At 70.3% G+C, this 17,560-nt stretch carries 17 protein-coding genes; 12 read left to right on the forward strand and 5 right to left on the reverse strand.

The features are described 5' to 3' along the window. The 3 genes from FE811_RS20910 to FE811_RS20920 all read right to left on the reverse strand — a co-directional run. Positions 1 to 1,008 (reverse strand): AMP-binding protein (locus FE811_RS20910; RefSeq protein WP_219848915.1); only part of this gene is annotated, 1,008 nt, incomplete at its 3' end. Further along, a complete protein-coding gene (locus FE811_RS20915; protein ID WP_116222712.1) occupies positions 941 to 1,798 on the reverse strand; it encodes a condensation domain-containing protein in 858 nt (285 codons plus the stop codon). The genes FE811_RS20910 and FE811_RS20915, both read right to left, overlap by 68 nt. A 42-nt stretch (positions 1,799 to 1,840) precedes the next feature. Continuing rightward, a complete protein-coding gene (locus FE811_RS20920) occupies positions 1,841 to 2,449 on the reverse strand; it encodes a TetR/AcrR family transcriptional regulator (RefSeq protein WP_116222713.1) in 609 nt (202 codons plus the stop codon). A gap of 768 nt (positions 2,450 to 3,217) precedes the next feature. Between FE811_RS20920 and FE811_RS20925 the strand changes: the two genes are divergently transcribed. The 7 genes from FE811_RS20925 (at position 3,218) to FE811_RS20955 (ending at position 10,159) form a co-directional block, all read left to right on the forward strand. After that, the gene (locus tag FE811_RS20925) at positions 3,218 to 3,466 is read left to right on the forward strand and encodes a hypothetical protein (RefSeq protein ID WP_114537831.1); all 249 of its coding nucleotides are present in this window, start codon (positions 3,218 to 3,220) and stop codon (positions 3,464 to 3,466) included. A gap of 183 nt (positions 3,467 to 3,649) precedes the next feature. Next, positions 3,650 to 3,931, forward strand: coding sequence for a hypothetical protein (locus tag FE811_RS20930; protein ID WP_139293995.1), 282 nt, complete (start codon positions 3,650 to 3,652; stop codon positions 3,929 to 3,931). Positions 3,932 to 3,934: 3 nt separating this feature from the next. Further along, the gene (locus FE811_RS20935; protein WP_116222715.1) at positions 3,935 to 5,347 is read left to right on the forward strand and encodes an amidase; all 1,413 of its coding nucleotides are present in this window, start codon (positions 3,935 to 3,937) and stop codon (positions 5,345 to 5,347) included. A 10-nt stretch (positions 5,348 to 5,357) separates the two neighbouring features. Beyond that, positions 5,358 to 6,386 carry a hypothetical protein gene (locus tag FE811_RS20940; RefSeq protein ID WP_116222716.1) on the forward strand — a complete coding sequence of 343 codons (1,029 nt, stop codon included), beginning with the start codon at positions 5,358 to 5,360 and terminating at the stop codon, positions 6,384 to 6,386. Positions 6,387 to 6,566: 180 nt separating this feature from the next. Continuing rightward, entirely contained in the window at positions 6,567 to 7,052 is a 486-nt protein-coding gene (locus FE811_RS20945) for a DUF411 domain-containing protein (RefSeq protein ID WP_072462587.1), read from the forward strand. A gap of 552 nt (positions 7,053 to 7,604) precedes the next feature. Beyond that, positions 7,605 to 9,011 carry a DUF305 domain-containing protein gene (locus FE811_RS20950; protein ID WP_244295297.1) on the forward strand — a complete coding sequence of 469 codons (1,407 nt, stop codon included), beginning with the start codon at positions 7,605 to 7,607 and terminating at the stop codon, positions 9,009 to 9,011. A 191-nt stretch (positions 9,012 to 9,202) separates the two neighbouring features. Beyond that, complete coding sequence (locus FE811_RS20955; protein ID WP_116222860.1) at positions 9,203 to 10,159, forward strand: aldo/keto reductase; 957 nt, start codon at positions 9,203 to 9,205, stop codon at positions 10,157 to 10,159. Between the two features lie 181 nt (positions 10,160 to 10,340). Here the strand turns inward: FE811_RS20955 and FE811_RS20960 are convergent, their stop codons facing one another. Beyond that, entirely contained in the window at positions 10,341 to 11,696 is a 1,356-nt protein-coding gene (locus FE811_RS20960) for an ATP-binding protein (RefSeq protein ID WP_140848624.1), read from the reverse strand. Beyond that, positions 11,693 to 12,370, reverse strand: coding sequence for a response regulator transcription factor (locus FE811_RS20965; RefSeq protein ID WP_116222720.1), 678 nt, complete (start codon positions 12,368 to 12,370; stop codon positions 11,693 to 11,695). The genes FE811_RS20960 and FE811_RS20965 overlap by 4 nt, the downstream gene beginning before the upstream one ends. A gap of 83 nt (positions 12,371 to 12,453) precedes the next feature. Here FE811_RS20965 and dsbD point away from each other — a divergent pair, with 83 nt between their 5' ends. The 5 genes from dsbD to FE811_RS20990 all read left to right on the forward strand — a co-directional run bounded on the left by dsbD (position 12,454) and on the right by FE811_RS20990 (position 17,159). Continuing rightward, positions 12,454 to 14,241, forward strand: a complete 1,788-nt coding sequence (dsbD, locus tag FE811_RS20970) for a protein-disulfide reductase DsbD (RefSeq protein ID WP_255469796.1) — start codon at positions 12,454 to 12,456, stop codon at positions 14,239 to 14,241. After that, positions 14,238 to 15,044, forward strand: coding sequence for a TlpA disulfide reductase family protein (locus tag FE811_RS20975; protein ID WP_116222722.1), 807 nt, complete (start codon positions 14,238 to 14,240; stop codon positions 15,042 to 15,044). Before dsbD ends, FE811_RS20975 begins: the two co-directional genes overlap by 4 nt. After that, positions 15,041 to 15,787, forward strand: a complete 747-nt coding sequence (locus FE811_RS20980; protein ID WP_116222723.1) for a L,D-transpeptidase — start codon at positions 15,041 to 15,043, stop codon at positions 15,785 to 15,787. The genes FE811_RS20975 and FE811_RS20980 overlap by 4 nt, the downstream gene beginning before the upstream one ends. Further along, on the forward strand, positions 15,784 to 16,443 hold the full coding sequence (locus tag FE811_RS20985) for a DsbA family protein (RefSeq protein WP_116222724.1): 660 nt from the start codon (positions 15,784 to 15,786) through the stop codon (positions 16,441 to 16,443). Before FE811_RS20980 ends, FE811_RS20985 begins: the two co-directional genes overlap by 4 nt. An 86-nt stretch (positions 16,444 to 16,529) precedes the next feature. Further along, positions 16,530 to 17,159 carry a DsbA family protein gene (locus FE811_RS20990; RefSeq protein ID WP_116222861.1) on the forward strand — a complete coding sequence of 210 codons (630 nt, stop codon included), beginning with the start codon at positions 16,530 to 16,532 and terminating at the stop codon, positions 17,157 to 17,159. Positions 17,160 to 17,560 lie beyond the last annotated feature (401 nt).

A 17,560-nucleotide genomic window follows, 5' to 3' on the forward strand; every position in this document is an offset into this window, starting at 1 on the left:
CAGCCGGCGCAGCCGGTCGATCACCGCGGGCTTGATGTAGTCGCCGCCCCGCGCCACCAGCCGCAGCGAGCCGAGCCCGTCCTGGGGCGCGCAGGCCAGCAGCATCTCGACGATGGCGGGAACCGAGCACCAGACGGTCACGCCGTGGTCGCGCACCAGGCGGTTCCAGGCGACCGCGTCCTTTTCCTCGGTCGGCAACGGCATGACCAACCGCGCGCCGGCGGCCAGCGTGCCGAACAGGTCGAAGACCGACATGTCGTGATGCAGCGGCGTGACCGAGATCACCACGTCCTTGGCGCGGATCACCCAGGCGTCCAGCGTATGGCCGACGACGTTGGCGGTGGCGCGATTGTTCAGCACCACGCATTTCGGCCGCCCGGTGGTGCCCGAGGTGTAAAGGTAATAGGCCGCCGCCGGCGAGCGGGACAGCGCTGCAAGCCCCCGCGAGACCGGGGGGCATGCTTCCAGCGCGTCCATCTTGACCAGCAGCGCTTGGTCATCCGCCTGCGGCATGTCCACCAGCACCAGCCGCCACAGCAGCCCGTCCAGCGGCAGCGGCGCGTGGGCGAATTCGTCCCGCAGGGCCGAGAGCCGCACCTCGGCCGCGTCCAGCACGCGCAGCGCGGAATGGGCGGGGTCGAGCCCGCTGCGCCGCGCCTCGTGCCGGGCGATCAGCGCCCTGGCCCGGATCGCCAGGGCCCCGGCATCCAGCAGGCCGCGATAGCAGCGATATTCCTGCATGGCGGTGCGGCCCAGGGGCACTTCGCCCTCGCGGCCCAGCAGATAGGCCTTTTGCAGATCGCCCAGCCGCCGCATCCGCGTCGGCGCCGGCAGCCAGTCCGACAGCGGCGACGCCGCCAGGGCGGGCGCATCGGCCAGCCGGCACAGCGCCGCGTGGCAGGCATCGAAACCGGCGCGGACCCAATTCTCGGGCAGCGCGTCAAGCCGCAGATCCCAGTTCAGCAGCACGCCTTCGGCCAGCGCGGCCACCTGCACGTCCAGCGCCACCTGCGGCGCCTGCGAGACGCTCCAGACCAGCCCGCCCGAACAGCCGGCCGACGCGGGGGCTGAGCAGCTGGCGCTGCGCCCCGTCCAGGTCGAGCCCGCTGGTAAAGACCACCGGCGCGGAGTCCGCGCCCTGCCCGCCGCGCGGCATCTCGCGCAGCACGGCGACGCCGGGGCAGGCCTGGTGCGACAGCGCCTCGGCGATCTCGCGCGCCAGCCCGGCCAGCGTGGCCCCCGGTCCCACCCGCAGGCCGAGCGGCAGGATATTGGTGCAATCCCCGACCAGCCGCGAGGCGTCGCGCATCACCAGGGTGCGGAAAAAGCCCGGCAGCGTCAGGCGAAAGGCCCGGTCGCCCGTCGCCCGCGCCAGAACGGCGGCAAAGACCACCAGGTAAAGCGAGGTTTGCGTGACCGGCAGTTCCCGCGCCAGGCTTCGCAGCGCCGCGGCCGGGGCCGGCGAAAGCAGGGCCGAAAGCCGGGTGCTTTCCGGCGCCGGCGCAGCGTCGTTCAGCGGCAGGGATGGCGGGGGCGGCAGATCGCGCAGCCGCGCGCGCCACCAGCCGCGGTCCGCCGCCTCGGCCGGGACGGGGCCCAGCCGGCCCAGGTAGTCGAAATAGCAGCCCTCGGGTTCCTCGACCGCGCCAAGCCCGGCCGACGAGAACCTGCTGTTTCCGGGCCTGGATTCGCTTTCCGTGATGACGCTAGTGGGGAACTGAAGCAGGCGGGCATCACGCTTGGCGCGCGGGAACTGCTGCAGGAGCCCAGCATCGAGTGCTGGTGGCGCCTGATCCAGGCGCGGCTGCCCTAGATCGCGCCCGGCGCGTCGATTGTCGGGCTAGGCGGCCAGCCGCTGCAGAAGCAGCCGCAGGTTTTCGCGCATCTCGGCCAGATCCCCCGGACCCGGCTTTTCCCCCGGCAGCCGTTCCAGCATCGCCTTGTGCAGCGCGCCGCAGATGAACGAGCGGATCAGTTCCGCAAGCATCCCCGGATCGTCCCGCCCGGCCAGCAGGCCGTCCTGCTGCGCGCGGGCGATCAGCCGCTGCATCAGCGCGATCACCGCCTGCTCGAAGCGGGTGACGCGGGCGTTCTTTCGCAGCGCGCCCAGCGTCGGCGAATGCAGGGCCAAGAACACGCCGGGATGGTCGATGGCCCAGTCGATATAGGCGTCGGCCAGGGCCTTGAGCTGCGCCATCGGGTCGGCGCCGTCGATCACCGTCGTCGCCCGGATGCAGCGGTCGTGCAGGCGCAGCAGCGCGCTTTCGACCGCCATCTCCATCAGATGCGCCTCGTCGCGAAAGACGGAAGCCAGGGTTTCGGGCGGGATCTCGAGCGCCGCCGCCACCTCGTCAAGGCTGGGCGGGCGGCCGGTTTTGGTCAGCAGCTTGCGAAAGGCGCTGGTCGCATCGGTGCAGAGATTCCTGCTGCCGCGGTTTTGGTAGGTCATGGTCTACTCCAATAACAGCCAGTTCGCGAGAATCGGAAACCACGACACGGTGAAACGGAGCATAATGAATAGATCCATTATGCTCCCGTCTCCCGAAGCGTGTAGCTGGCTAAATGTATATCTTTCCGGTTGTATTGGGATCGGCGGGATTCGGCGCGATCCAAGGGCGCCATCCGCCCGTCATCGCAGGGGGGCGATTATCCGGCCCGTCCCAGATCGTTCATCGGGCCGCATTCCGGCGACCCGGTCCGGCCATTTGCCCAGGACGGGACCGCCATCCGCGGCAGCGCCGCCAGGGTAAGCCCGGCAATGCCGAAGCCGACGTAACACAAGAGTGCCGCAACCCACGCGCAGCCGAGTGCAAGAGTGATGACCGCCGACGTCATGCCTCCGATGACGCCGGCCAGGATGTATGCCAACATATGCTGAGAGTTTCCGCTAACAGTTCGGGGTGCCGAATACCATAAATGCCAGGTTCGATCCACCGAGTGGTTCAGGCGTGACGTCAAGTAAACATCGCCCTTGCGCATCCTGCGGCCCCCTGGATGCCCGCCCGGCTATCGCCTGGGTTGTGCCGGCATGAACATTTTCCCCCAACCTTGCGCGCGACTTGCCTTTTTCTCCAGGTTTCCCGGCATTCAACATGGTTGCCTTGGATGAATGGATTGGCAAACATGCAACTATAGATTGGTTCTCGCTTGGGGATTCTTTGCAAGCGGTTGACATTATTGGGAGGGTGACGATTTGCTTTACACTAATAACCCTGACATGATTGCCTTCACGCTCGGCCGGGTGATTCTGCGTCTTGCGCGGGCCGGAACGCCGATCGGCGCGGATACCATCACCCAGGCGCTGATCCGAATTGCCGGTGGCGATTCCACCGGCCGGGTTTCCCCCGAAATGGCGAAAAGCGCACTCGCGGCGCTGAGACGGCTCGACATCGAAGACCATATGACGCCCCCAGCCCTTGGCCGTGACCGCCGCCCGGCAGCGGCGCAGAACTGGCTGGCGTCGTAGAAGCCGGTTTCCCAGGGCGGGGCGGGGCGGCCGGGCTGTTGCCGAACCGGCCCGCGGCGCTGGTCGCAGCGCCATATCCAGGGGCGTCCCCAGGACGGGACTTTCGGCGCTGATCGGCTGGCGGCCCCGGATCCGGCGGGCGCAAGATCTTCATCATCTTCGCCGCCGTTTTGGTGCCGGTCCATGTCGACGCCCATGGCGGCATTGCGCGGCATCGACATCGGCCATGTCGAGCTGGCCCGCACCCATGCGGCCAAGCCGAATTCTGTCCTGCAAAATCGCGGCTTTCGGAAAAGGAAATTGAAGAGACCGGGGCCGGGCAATAGCCTGACCGCCGTAGATGATGCCTGGGATGGCGCAAGGGCGCCGAAAGAAGTCAGGACATCGCGGAGGAACCGGCCACCCCTCTGCGATCTCGTCGATCCTGCAATGCGTTTGCATCGCTTAGCCACAGCGGAGGAGTGATTCATGCTTCCATTCTGGATGATGGATGCGGCTGAACTGTCCGACCGGATACGCCGGCGCGAAATCTCTTGCGCCGAGGCCGTCGATTCGGTCCTGGACCGGGTGCAAGAGGTGAACGCGGCCCATAACGCCCTGACCTCGGTCGAGGCCGACGAGGCCCGCGCCATGGCCCGCGACGCCGACCGGCGGCTGGCCCAGGATGGGCCGGCGGGGCCGTTGCACGGGGTTCCCTTTACCGTCAAGCTGGATACCGACGTGGCCGGCAAGATCACCGATTTCGGCTCGGCGGCGATGCGCGACAACCTGGCGGCCGAGGATGCCCCGGCTGTCGGCCACCTGCGCCGCGCCGGTGCGATCTATATCGGGAAAAGCAATGCGCCGTGCTTCTCGATGCGCGGCTTCACCGATAACGAGCTTTACGGCCGGACGCTGAATCCCTTCGACGCGACCGCCTCGGCGGGCGGCTCCAGCGGCGGGGCGGCCGCGGCTGCGGCGCTGGGGCTGGGGCCGATCCATGTCGCCAGCGACCGGGGCGGTTCCATCCGGCTGCCGTCCTGGTCCTGCGGCGTCGTGGGCCTGCGGCCGACGGCCGGGCGGGTCGCGGTCCGCAACGCCAGCGAAAGGGCCGAGCGGAACCTGACCAACCAGCTGACCTCGGTCTGGGGGCCGATCACGCGCACGGTGCGCGATGCGCAACTGGCGCTGGCGGTCTTCGGCCAGCCCGATCCGCGCGATCCGCAATGGGTTCCGGCGCCCCTGGAGCAGGCGATCCCCGCGCCCCTGCGGGTGTCGCTGTTCCGCCGCTGGGGGGACCGCGGCGCCGACCCGGCGGTGGCGGCGGCGCTGGACCAGGCGGCGGCGGCGTTGAGCGAGGCGGGCTGCATCGTCGAAGAGGGGATGCCGCCGCATTTCGACGAGCTGGAAGAGATGCGCAACCGCATGGCCGTCGACGACAGCCGGCGGGCGCAGGCCGGCATCGACAAGACCGGGGACCGCATGGCCCGCAAGGTGTTCGACAACATCCTGCAGATGTCGGCGCCGCGCGACACCGACGAGGCGCTTGCCGCCTACCAGCGCAAGCTTGCCATCGCGCGCGCCTGGTCGCTGCATCTTGCCGATCATGACCTGATGCTGACCCCCGTCTCGTGGCGCCACCGCATTCCGCTGGACGAGGACCAGCACACGCCCGAGCGCTATCGCGAAATGATCCGCGACCTGTCCTGCCTGACCACGGTGGCCACGCTCGGCCTGCCGGGCCTGGCGGTGCCGACCGGCCTGGCGGATGGCATTCCGGTCGGCGTCCAGCTGGTCGCGCGGTGGTTCCGCGAGGACGTCCTGCTGGCTGCGGGCAAGATCATCGAGCGCGCAAGCGGCTTTTCCGTGCTGCGCTCGCTTGACCACAAGACCAGCTCATAGGGAGGAATGAATGAGATCGGTTGTTTTCCCCGCCTTTCGCGTCGCGGCGATGGCCCTTGCCCTGGGCGGCACCCCCGCCGTGGCGCAAGAGACGATCACGCTGAAAGTGGCGCATCCCTTGCCCGAGACCCATTATTCCTGGGAACTGGGCATCAAGAAGATGCTCGATTCCATCACCGAGGCGACCGACGGGCGCGTGCAGTTCGAGGTCTATCCCGCCAACCAGCTGGGCCGGGATGCCTATGGGCTGCTGCGCTCGGGGATCGCCGACATGGCGATGATCGTGCCGCTTTACGCGCCCGACAAGTTCCCGCTGACCGGCGTGACCGAGTTCTCCAGCTTCTACGACACCACCTGCGAGGCGGCCGAGAAATATTGGGAACTGGCAAGGCCCGGCGGCGCCCTGGATGCGGCCGAATATGGCGCGCAGGGCCTGCGGGTGGTGTTTGCGATGACCACGGCGCCGCAGCGCTACATGACGTCATCGAAGCCGGTCGCCTCGCTTGGCGACGCGGGCGGGCTCAAGATCTATGCCGCGGGCTCCGCCCTGCCCAGGGCGCTGCGGGCCGTGGGCAGCATCCCGATCAGCATCACCGCGTCGGAGCTTTACGATTCCGTGTCGCGCGGAACCGTCGACGGGGCGCTTTTCCCCTATTCCAGCACCAACGCCTACAAGCTTGGCGGCAAGCTGAGGCATGAGGTCGGCGGGGTGAAGTTCGGCGTCTCCAGCTGGTTCGTCGGGATGAGCGAAAGCCGGTTTGCGGCCTTGCCCGAGGACGTGCAGCAGGCGATCACCGCGGCCGGCCTTCCCGTGCAGCAGAGCTTTTGCGCCTGGACGGACGAGGATGACGAGAACATCCGCCAAAGCCTGATCGCCAGCGGCGAGCTGACCGTGTCGGAACTGCCCGAGGCCGAGGTCCAGCTATGGCGCGAGCGGCTGCTGAAGGCGGCGCAGGAATGGGCGGCCGAGATGGATGCCGCCGGCAAGAACGGCACCGAACTGCTGGAAGCGATGGCCCAGGCCGGCGCAGGCGAATGACGGCGGCGGCCGCGCGCCCCTCCGGCCGCGCCGGCCCCAGGCCCTGGGGATCGGGCGGAGCCGCCGGCCCCAGGGCGCTCGCGACACCATGCCGCGGAATGCGGGCGCCCGTTCACCTTATCGTGGCTGGCGTCCCGCGCGGCATGGCGGAAGAATGCCATCCGCAAGCGAGGTTTGACGATGCGAAATCACACCCTGAGCCGGCGCGCCGTCCTGATGGCCGCGGCCGTCCTTCCCCTGGCGTTCGCCCTGCCTGGCCGGCTGCGGGCCGAAACGCTGCCGCTGGTGACAGTGACCAAGGATCCCGGTTGCGGCTGCTGCGGCGGCTGGATCGACCACATGCGCGCCGCCGGCTTTCCGGTCCGCGCGGTGAACTCGGACGAGGTCTTCGCCCTCAAGGAACGGCTGGGCGTGCCGCCCGACCTGGCCTCTTGCCACACGGCCGAGGTCGCGGGCTATGTGATCGAGGGCCATGTCCCGGCAACGGCCATCCGCCGCCTTCTGGCCGAGCGGCCGCAGGCCATCGGCCTTGCCGCGCCGGGAATGCCCGCCGGCTCGCCCGGCATGGACCTGCCCGGCACCGAGCCCGAATCCTACGACGTGCTGCTGTTCGACGCCTCGGGCCGCAAGACCTATGCCCGCTTCCACGGCGCCAAGGAGATCTGATCGAAGGCCGCCATGATCGCCCGCCCCGTGACCAGACCGCCCCGATCCTGTTCCGGCCCGCGCCTGCGGGCGGCGTTCCGGTTGCGCCTTCTGTCGGTCGCGCTGCTGCTGCTGGCCTTGGGCGGCGTCCTTTTGCTGCCGGTGGCGCATGCCGGTCCGCACGGGTATTCCCTGCATCATGACGTCGCCGCCGCGGCAATGGCGCAGCCTTGCCCGCATGCCCATGGACCGGGCGACGGGGCTGCCGCCGATCATTGCGATCCCGACCCGGCCGGACCGGGCCTGTTCGATTGCTGCCAGGCCTGCTTGGCCGCTGCCATCCTTCCCGAAACCCAGGCCCTGCCGCCCTCGCCGGAAAACGGCCACCTTGGCGTCAGAGGGCCGGATCGCCAGGGGCGCATCCCCGCGGGCATCCTGAGGCCGCCACGTCCGATTGCGACTGCCTGAATCGCGCATGGCAGAGGGCGTCCCCCCTCTGCCGGTCCAATCGACGAAGGCGGAATCCCGCGCCCCAAGGCGGCGCCGGTTCCGCGCTGCCAAAGGATGACAACAATGAGACAAGCCGCAATCGCCCTTTCCGTCGGGCTGCTGGCCGGGCTGCCCGGCCTTGCCCTGGCGCAAGCCGGGCATGACGCCCACCACTCCGGGAACCCCCCGGCGCAAATCGGGCAGGCGCCCCAGACCGCGGTGTCGCCCGCCGCCGCCGACCTTCCCGATTTCACCAAGGCCAATGTCGCGGCGATGAACGACATGCATGGGCCGATGATGGAGGGGATCATGGCCGATGACCCCGACCTGGCCTTTGTCCAGGGCATGATCCCGCACCATCAGGGTGCGATCGACATGGCCCGGATCGTCCGGCAATACGGGGACGATCCGCAGACGCAGGCATGGGCCGCCCAGATCATCGAGGCGCAGGAACGCGAGATTGCCGAGATGCAAGCCTGGCTGGAGGCCAGGGCAGGCGGGGAAGCGGCCGCCGCCGCGCCTCTGGGGGGCGCCGTCTATTCCGCCAACGAAGGCGGCAATTCCATCAGCGCCGTCGACCTGGGCACCGGGGCGGCCGCCACGGTCTCGCTTCCCATCGCCCCGCATAACGTCGATCTGACGCCGGACGGCGGGCTGCTGCTGGCAGTCGGCGATCCCGCGGCCCAGGGCGACCACGGATCGCAGGGCCACGGGCATGGCGCGGGCGTTGGCGCAGACGCAGGCGAAGGGCTGCTGGTCATGATTGATCCGCAAGACCTTGCGGCGCCGGTGGCGGCGGTCGCGGTGGGGCCGCATCCGGCCCATGTGGTCGCCGACCGGCTGGGGCGCGCCTATGTGTCCCTGGCCGGCGGCGACGCGATCGCCGTGGTCGATCTGGCGCGGGCCGAGGTGGTCGCGCGCATCGCGACGGGCGGCTATCCGCACGGCCTGCGGCTCAGCCCGGACGAGGCGCAGCTCTACGTCGCCAATGTCCGGGACGGGTCGGTGTCCGTGATCGATACGGCCGGGCTGGCCGAACTCGCCCGCATTCCGGTCGGCGCCGGGCCGGTTCAGGTCGGCTTCACGCCTTCGGGCGACCAGGTCTATGTCTCGCTTCGCGACGAGAACCGGGTGGCGGTCATCGACACCCGGTCCCGCCAGGTCACCGGCAAGGTGGATGTGGGGCCGGGTCCGATCCAGGTCCTGGCGACCGCGGACGGCCGCTGGGTCTACGTGGCCAACCAGGGCAGCGAGGCAGAGCCGAACGACACCGTCTCGATGATCGACACGGCGACCGGCCGGGTGGTGCGGACCGTCACCGCCGGCAAGGGCGCCCATGGCGTGTCGGCCTCGGCCGATGGGGCGCATGTCTTCGTGACCAACACCGCCGAGGACAGCATCTCGGTGATCGAGGCGGCAAGCGGCACGGTCATTCGGACGATCCCGGTCGGTGATCGGCCCAACGGCATCGTCCACGGGCGGTCGCACTGACGGGGACTTGGGATGGCGCCGGCGTGATCCGGCGCCATCGCGACCCATGGGCCGGCTGTCGCCGTTGCCCAGGGGCGACTAGCCCCTTGCGAAGGCCTGCATGAAAGCTGCCGGCCTTCCTGCCGCGCTTGCCGCCGGCACGCGGACGTGGTGGAACTGGCCTTCGGAACCAACATCGGATGGAGGCCCCCATGGAACGTCGCGATCTGGGCAGGAGCGGGCTGAGGATCATGCCGCTGGTCTTCGGCGGCAATGTCTTCGGCTGGACCATCGACGAGGCGCAGAGCTTCGCCGTGCTGGACGCTTTCGTCGATCACGGCTTCGATGCCATCGACACGGCGGATTGCTATTCCGCCTGGGCGCCCGGCAACAGGGGCGGCGAATCCGAGACGATCATCGGCAACTGGCTGAAGGCCCGCCCCGGCATGCGCGACCGGGTGACGATCTTCACCAAGGTCGGCTCGATCACCGGCGCCCCGCACGAGGGCGGCTTGACCGAGGCGCATATCCTGCCCGCCTGCGACGCCTCGCTGCAGCGGCTGGGGATCGAGGCCATCGACCTTTACTTCGCGCATTGGCCCGACCCGCTCGGCACCAGCTATCAGGAAACGCTGGGGGCCTTCGACAAGCTGCGGCAGGCCGGCAAGATCCGCGCCATCGGCGTGTCCAATGTCGATGCGGCGCAGCTTGGGGAGTCGCTCAGGGCCGCGCGGGATGCCGGCCTGCCGGGCTACCAGGTGCTGCAGCCCGGATACAATCTCTATGACCGCGACGGGTTCGAGGGGCGGCTGCGCGATCTCTGCCTGGCCGAGGGGATCGGCGTCGTGACCTATTACAGCCTCGCCGCCGGGTTCCTGTCGGGGAAATACCGCTCGGCGGCCGACCTGGGCCGATCCGCCCGCGGCGGCGGGGTCGGGAAATACCTGACGCCCAGGGGCATGGCGATCCTTGCCGCGCTGGACGAGGTCGCCGGCGCCCATGGTGCGAAGCCCGCCGAGGTGGCGCTGGCCTGGCTGATGGCGCAGCCCGGCGTGACCGCGCCGATCGCCAGCGCGACGACGGTGGCGCAGGTCGAAAGCTTCGCCAAGGCCGCGGCGCTGACGCTGGGCGCGGATGAGATCGAGAAGCTGACGCGGGCAGGGGCGTGACTTCGCCGCGAGGGCCGGGCCTTCGACCTTCGCGATGGTGATGCGCCGCGGATGGCCCCGCCGGACGGCCGGCGGGACCAGGAACCGCCCCGCGACGGCCCGCTTGCCGGTCAACCGCGGCTTTCGGAGCTTTCGCGCAGCGCCTCAAGCAGGGGATGTCGCTCTGGAGGGCGTGGGAGGCTCAAGCAGGCGCGGCGGGCAGGATGATTTCGGCCTGCTCGCCGCCGCCCTTGCGCGGCGACAGGCGCAGCTCGCCCCCCATCGCCTCGACAGCCGCCGCGACGATGGCGAGGCCCAGCCCGCTGCCGCCGCCCGAAGGGCTGGCCGCGCCGCGGTAGAAGCGCTCGGTGATATGGGGGCGGTCGGCCTCGGCGATGCCGGGGCCGCGGTCCAGCACGCTGAAGCGGATCCTCTCGCCCTCGCGCGTCAGCCGCGCCTCGACGCTCGCCCCCTTGGGCGAGGCGAGGATCGCATTCTCCAGCAGGTTGCGCAGCGCCGGCGCCAGCAGCGCCGCCTGCGTGCTGCGCCAGGCGGTGCCGGTTTCCAGCCGCAGCGCGACGCCGCGGGCCTGCGCCAGCCCGGCCAGTTCGCCGGCCACATCGGCAAGGATCCTTGCGCCGTCCTCGGCCGGAGCCGTGCCGTCGACGGCATTCTCGGCCGCGGTCATGTCCAGAAGCTGGCGCACCATGCGGTCGGTGCGGTCGACGCCTTGCGCGATCTGCGCCAGCGCCCGGTCGCGCGTCGCGGCATCGGGGGCCAGCGTCGCGACCTGCGCCTGGGTCTTCAGCCCGGCCAGTGGCGTCTTCAGCTCATGCGCGGCAAAGGCGGTAAAGCTGCGCTCGCGCTCGCGCAGCCCCTCGACCCGGTGGAAGAGGCCGTTCAGCGCCTCGATCATCGGGCGCAGTTCGGCGGGCGCGCGGGTCTCTCCCAGCGGGCTCAGGTCGGTCGCGGGGCGGCGCGACAGCGCCTGCGCCAGCCGGTCCAGCGGCGCAAGCCCGCTGCGCACCGCCAGCCAGATCAGCGCCGCCAGCAGCGGCAGGACCAGCATGGCCGGGGCCAGAAGCCCCATCGCCACGCCATGCACCAGCCGGTCGCGCATGGACCGCGCATCGCCGACCATGACGCGGATGCCCAGATCCCGGTCGACATGGGTATAGACGCGCCAGACCTCGCCATCGACCGCGCGCTCGCTGAAGCCTTCCTGCCGGGCCAGCCGCCCCGCGGGCGCGCCGTCGGATTGGCTTTTCAGCTGGCCGTCGAAGCCCCAGACCTGGCAGATCAGCTGGCGGGCGAAACCGCGCCCGGTCTCGGCCAGGGCCGGGGCGGCCTCGGCCAGCGCCGCCGCCTCCGGCCCGGCGATGCCGCCGCCCCGGCGGATCAGCGAGGCGACCATCTGCGCCGATTCCTGCAGGCGCCGGTCCAGCACATGGCCGACCTCGGTGCGGGTCGAATGCTGGATCCAGATGACGGCCGACAGCCAGATCGCGCCGGTCGCCAGCAGCAGGATGGTCAGCAGCCGCCTGCGGATCGAGATCATGTCCGCTGCCCTTTCCCTGCCGCCGCCAGCCGGTATCCCGCGCCGCGGACGGTTTCGATGAACGCCCGGCCCAGCTTGGCGCGCAGGTGGTGGACATGGACCTCGACCGTGTTGCTTTCGACATCCTCCTGCCAGCCGTAAAGCCGCTCTTCCAGCTGGGTCTTGGACAGGATGCGGCCCGGATGCTCGGCCAGGGCGTGCAGGATGGTGAATTCTCGGCGCGAAAAGCGCAGCTCGCGCCCGCCGATCCGCCCGGCCTGTGTGGCGGGGTCGAGGCTGAGCCCGTTCCACTCGATCACCGCCGCCGCGCGGCCTTCCTGCCGGCGCAGCATGGCGCGCAGCCGGGCGGCGAGTTCATCGAGGTCGAAGGGCTTGCCCAGGTAGTCGTCCGCCCCCGCGTCCAGCCCCAGGACCCGGTCGCGCACCCGGTCGCGGGCGGTCAGCAGCAGCACCGGCAGCCGTTCGCCCGCCCGTCGCAATTCGGCCAGCAGCTCCAGCCCCGAGCCGTCGGGCAGCATGATGTCCAGGACCACGCCCGCGAAACCGCCGCCCGCCAGCGCCGCGCGGGCATCGGCAAGGGTGCCGACCGCATCGGCATTGAAGCCCGAAAGCCCCAGCCCGACGGTAAGCCCATCGGATAGGACCGGGTCGTCCTCGACGATCAGCAGGCGCATGGCGTTCTCCCTTGGCTTGACGATCACGCTTTCGTCGGCGGAGCTTAAGCTGGGCTTAAGGTCGCGTCCCTAGCCAGCCCGGCATGATGACGAGATTGTTTGCTTTCCTGATGGCCGCGCTGCCGCTGCTGCTCGCCGGTTTTCCGGCGGCGGCGCAGGCCCGGCCCCTGCAACCCCAGGACGCCTTTGCGCTGAGCGTCAGCCCGGCCGAGGATGGCGCGCTGGTGCTGAACTGGCGCATCGCCGAGGGCTATTACCTCTATCGCAGCGGCTTCGCGGCAGAGGCGGGAGATCGCAGCCTGCCGCTGTCCCTGCCCGAGGGCGAGAGCCATGACGATCCCTATTTCGGCGCGGGCCAGATCTATCGCGGTGCGGTCGAGGCGCGGCTGGAACGCGCGGGCCAGCCCGTCACCCTGCGCTGGCAGGGTTGCCAGCAGGACGGCATCTGCTATGCGCCGCAAAGCGTGCGGCTGGATGCGGAGGGCAGGGTGCTGGCGGATAAGGGTGCCGGCGGCTCGGGCTGGAGCCCGCGGCCCGCGGATGGCGTGGCGGTTTCTGATGGCGGGCTGACCCTGGCGCAGGATCAGGGGCTGGTGCAGGGCCTGGCCGCGCGCGGCGGCGGGGCGCTGGTGATCGCCGGTTTCCTGGGCTTCGGCCTGCTGCTGGCCTTTACCCCCTGCGTCTTTCCCATGTTCCCCATCGTTGCCGGCATGCTGGCCGGGCAAGGAGAGAGCCTGACGGCCCGCCGCGGGCTCATGCTGGCCGGGGCCTATGTGCTGGCGATGGCGGCGGCCTTCGGCAGCTTGGGCGTTGCCGCGGCATGGTCGGGGGCGAACCTTCAGGCGGTGCTGCAATCGCCCGCCGCCACCGCGGTCGTCGCGGCGCTTTTCGTGGCGCTGGCCCTGTCGATGTTCGGGTTTTACGACCTGCAGCTGCCGCAGGCGCTGCAAGCCCGCCTGGGCCGTATCGGCGGCCGCCGCGGCTCGGTCGGCGGGGCGATGCTGCTGGGGTTCACCTCGGCGCTGATCGTCGGGCCCTGCGTGACCGCGCCGCTGGCCGGGGCGCTGCTTTATATCGCGCAGACCGGCGAGGTGATGCTGGGCGCGGCGGCGCTGTTCGCGCTGGGGCTGGGGCAGGGGTTGCCGCTGCTGGCCATCGGGATTTTCGGCCCGCGCATCCTGCCCGGCAGCGGCGGCTGGATGGAGGGTGCCAAGCGCGCCTTCGGGGTGATCTTCCTGGGCTTCGCGATCTGGCTGGCGGGGCGGGAGCTGCCGGGGCCGGTCACGCTGGCGCTCTGGGCGGTCTTGCTCGTGGGTACGGCGGTCTTCCTCGGCGCACTGGACCGGTTGGAGGGTGACGCGCGCCGCAACCGCCGCCTTGGCGCGGCGCTCGGCATCCTGCTGCTGTTCGCCGGTCTGGTGCAGGGCCTCGGCGCGGCGCTTGGCGGGCAGGATCCGCTGCGCCCGCTGGCGCCGCTGGTGGGCGGTGCTGCCCCCATACAGACGCAGGCCGAGGCGCAATTCGCCGAGGTCACGACGCGGGCCGGGCTGGATCAGGCGCTGACCTCAGCGGGCGACAGGCCGGCGCTGCTTTACGTCACCGCCGACTGGTGCGTGACCTGTCGCGCCATCGAGCGCGGTCCGCTGGCCGATCCGGCGGTTCATGCCGCGCTGGCCGGTCTGGCGGCGATCAAGCTGGATGTCAGCACCTTCGACGCCGAGGCGCAGGCGCTGATGCGGGATCTGGCCGCCGCCGGGCCGCCGACCATGGTCTTTCTCGACGCCAGCCGCGCCGAGGCCGCGGGCAGCCGCCTGGTCGGCGCAATGGACAGCGGCGCGCTGCTGGCCTCGATCGGGAAGGTGGCCCGATGAACGCGATCTCGATCGGCCCGCTGGTCTTCGACGGCGCGCGTTTCGCCGCAGTCGTGGCGTTGCTGCTGTTCTTCGCGGTAATCGAGATCGCGGCGCGGCTGCAAAAAGGCGACGCGGGCCGATGGGCCGGCATCGCCGTGCTGGCCTGGATCGTCGGTGCGCGCGTGGGCTTCGTCATCGCCAACTGGCCTGCATTCGCCGCGCATCCGCTGGACGCGCTCAAGCTCTGGCAAGGCGGTTTCCTGCCCGCTGCCGGCTGGGCCGGGGGCATCGCCGTCCTGTCGCTGGCGCTGCTGCGCCGGGTGCGGGGCGCAGCCCTGCCGCTGGTCCTGGGTGGCGCGGCGGCGCTGGCCGGGCATCAGGCCGTCATCGCCGCGTTGCCGCGCCCTTCCGTCACCATCCCCGACATGCAGCTGATCGCGCTGGACGGGCGCGGCGTGCACCTGGGCGGACGCGACTGGCCGGTGGTTCTGAACCTCTGGGCGACCTGGTGCCCGCCCTGCCGGCGCGAGATGCCGATGATGACCGACCTGGCTGCGAATATGCCCGGCGTCGAGTTCGTCTTTGCCAACCAGGGCGAGGAAGCGGCCCGGATCATGGCGTTCCTGCGAGACGAGAACCTGCCCCGCGAAGGCATGATCCGCGATCCGCATGGCCGGCTGATGGGGGTGCTGGGCGCGGTCGGCCTGCCCTCGACGCTGGTCTTCGACGCCAAGGGACGGCTGGTCGCGGCGCAGACGGGCGAGATCTCGCGCGCCGCCCTCGCCCGGATGATCGCGCAGGCGACAGGAGATTCGCGATGAGAGGACATGCCGCATGGGCGGGCGCGATGCTTCTGGCCCTGGCCGCCTGCGCCTCGACCGAGCCGCCCGCCGAACCGACGCCTGCCATCCGCCCCGAACTGGCGGCCATGTATGGCGCGATGGAGGATAACGGCCACCACATCCCCGCCGTCTCGCCGCGACTGCTGGCCGAGGACAAGGCGCGGCAGGTCGTGGACTACTGGACCGACGAAAAGCCCGGCACGATCATCGTCGATCCCCATGCCCGCTATCTCTACCAGGTCCGGCCCGGCAACCAGGCGATGCGCTATGCCGTCGCCGTGGGCGCGGCCGGCTATGGCTTCACCGGCGAGGCGCATATCCCCTATCAGCGCGATTGGCCAAGCTGGAAGCCCACCGACAACATGGTCGCGACCCAGCCCGAGCTTTACGGCCCGGTGGAAAAGGGGCTGGAAGGCGGCATCGACAACCCGATGGGCGCCCGCGCGCTCTATCTGCACAACGGCCGGGGCGATACCTATTACCGCATCCACGGCACCATGGACCCGGCCTCGATCGGGCAGGCGACCTCGGCGGGCTGCATCCGGCTGTTCAACCAGGACATCATCCACCTGGCCGGACAGACCGGCAGCATGACCAAGGTCGTCGTGCTGAGCGAGGCGGAATCCGGCAAGGGCACGGTGCCGCCGGGCCAGCCCTTGCCGCAACCCGCGCCCGCGGATGCGCTGGCTGCCGGCCCCGTTCAGACAGGAGGAACGACATGAGCATCACCCGACGTCACGTCCTGGCCGGAACAGCCGGCCTTGGCCTGGCGGGCCTTGCCGGAGGAGCCGTCCTGCTGACCCGGAGCAGGGGAGGCGGGAACGGCGCCAGCGGCACCGCCGCGGCCGAGATGACCGCCGACGACGTGCTGCACGACCCCGACAACCCGGTCCTGGGCAACCCCGCGGGCACGCTGACCATCGTCGAATATTTCGACTACCAATGCCCCTATTGCAAGATGGGCCATTCGATGCTGACCCGCGTGGTCGGCGAGGACGGCGACATCCGGCTGATGATGAAGGACTGGCCGATCTTCGGCGCGCCCTCGGTCCTGGCCAGCCAGCTGGTCCTCGGGGCAGCGTCGATGGGCGATTACGCGCAGGCCCACAAGGCGCTGATGGCGACCGAAGCCAGGCTCTCCGAGGATCGGATCCGGCAGGTGCTGGGCGACGGCGGCATCGACACCGGCGCGGCGCTGGCCGCCTATCGCGCCGAGCGCGACAAATGGGACGGGCTGCTGGCGCGCAACTCGGCGCAGGCGGCGGCGCTGGGGCTGCGCGGCACGCCGGCCTTCATCATCGGAGAGAGAATTTATCCCGGCGCGCTGGACGAGGCCCGCCTGCGCGGGGCCATCGCCGAGGCGCGGCGGACGTCCTGAGCAGGATGGTCTACAAAGGGCGGGACATCCCCGCCGCCATCGCTTCCCGGCGCACCCGCCGGGGGCGGAACCATGAAGGAGAGATCATGCAACGCCGTCACCTCGTCCTTGCGGGCGCGAGCCTGCTGGCCCTGCCGGTCCTGCCCCGCACGGGCCTGGCGCAAGAGCGCGCCAACCCGATGCCCGAGGCGCTGCGCCAGTCGCTGGAACGCGACCCGACCGCCCCGGTTCTGGGCAACCCGCAGGGCGACATCACCCTGTCCGAGTTCTTCGACTACAACTGCCCCTTCTGCCGCAAGATGGTCGAGCCGATGCACCGGCTGATCACCTCGGACCCGAAGCTGCGGGTGGTGTTTCGCGAATGGCCGGTCTTCGGCGAGGATTCGGATTTCGCGGCACGGGCCTCGCTGGCCTCGTTGCAACAGGGGCGGTATTGGCAGTTCCATACCGCGCTGTTCCGCACCAGGGGGCGAGTGACCGAGGCCGCCACGATGCGCGCCGCCCGCGACATCGGCCTCGATACCGCACGGCTGGAGCGCGACATGGCAGCCAAGCCGGTCGAGCGTCACATCGCCATGAGCCATATGCTGGCCGAGCACATGGGGCTGATCGGCACCCCCACCTTCGTCGCCGGCGATGAAGGCGCTTTCGGCGAATACAGCCTCGACGACCTGCGCGGGCTGGTCCAGCGCGCAAGGGAAACGATGGCGACCTAGAGCCGCCCGTCGGAACGGCCGGTTGTCGAGAGCCTTGCCCCAGGCTTGTCGCCGGCAAGGCGCATGAGCTTCGGGGCGTCGCGGCCAATCCGCCACGCAGGGAGCGGTCGTGCCGATCGCGCAGGGCCATGCTGACCCCGAACTCATCCGGGCCATCGCTGCGGGCTGGACCCCATGCCGCGCCGATCTTCTCCGCCGCCGGGCGCAGGATCCGTTGCCTGTCCGCAAAGGAGCCCCTTGCCCTCCCTCGGCACCTCGGACGGAAACCGTAGATTCCGTGGTCATCACGATTGGGTATGAGCTTGACGGCGGTGCTTCGGAAGCGAAGCGATGGCAGGTTGGGACGCGGCACGGGAACAGGCGGGCAAGGCCTTCGCCGGTTTCCCCGCTGCTTGCCTCCG

It is taken from the genome of Paracoccus sp. FO-3 (assembly GCF_006386455.1).
Lineage (GTDB): Bacteria > Pseudomonadota > Alphaproteobacteria > Rhodobacterales > Rhodobacteraceae > Paracoccus > Paracoccus versutus.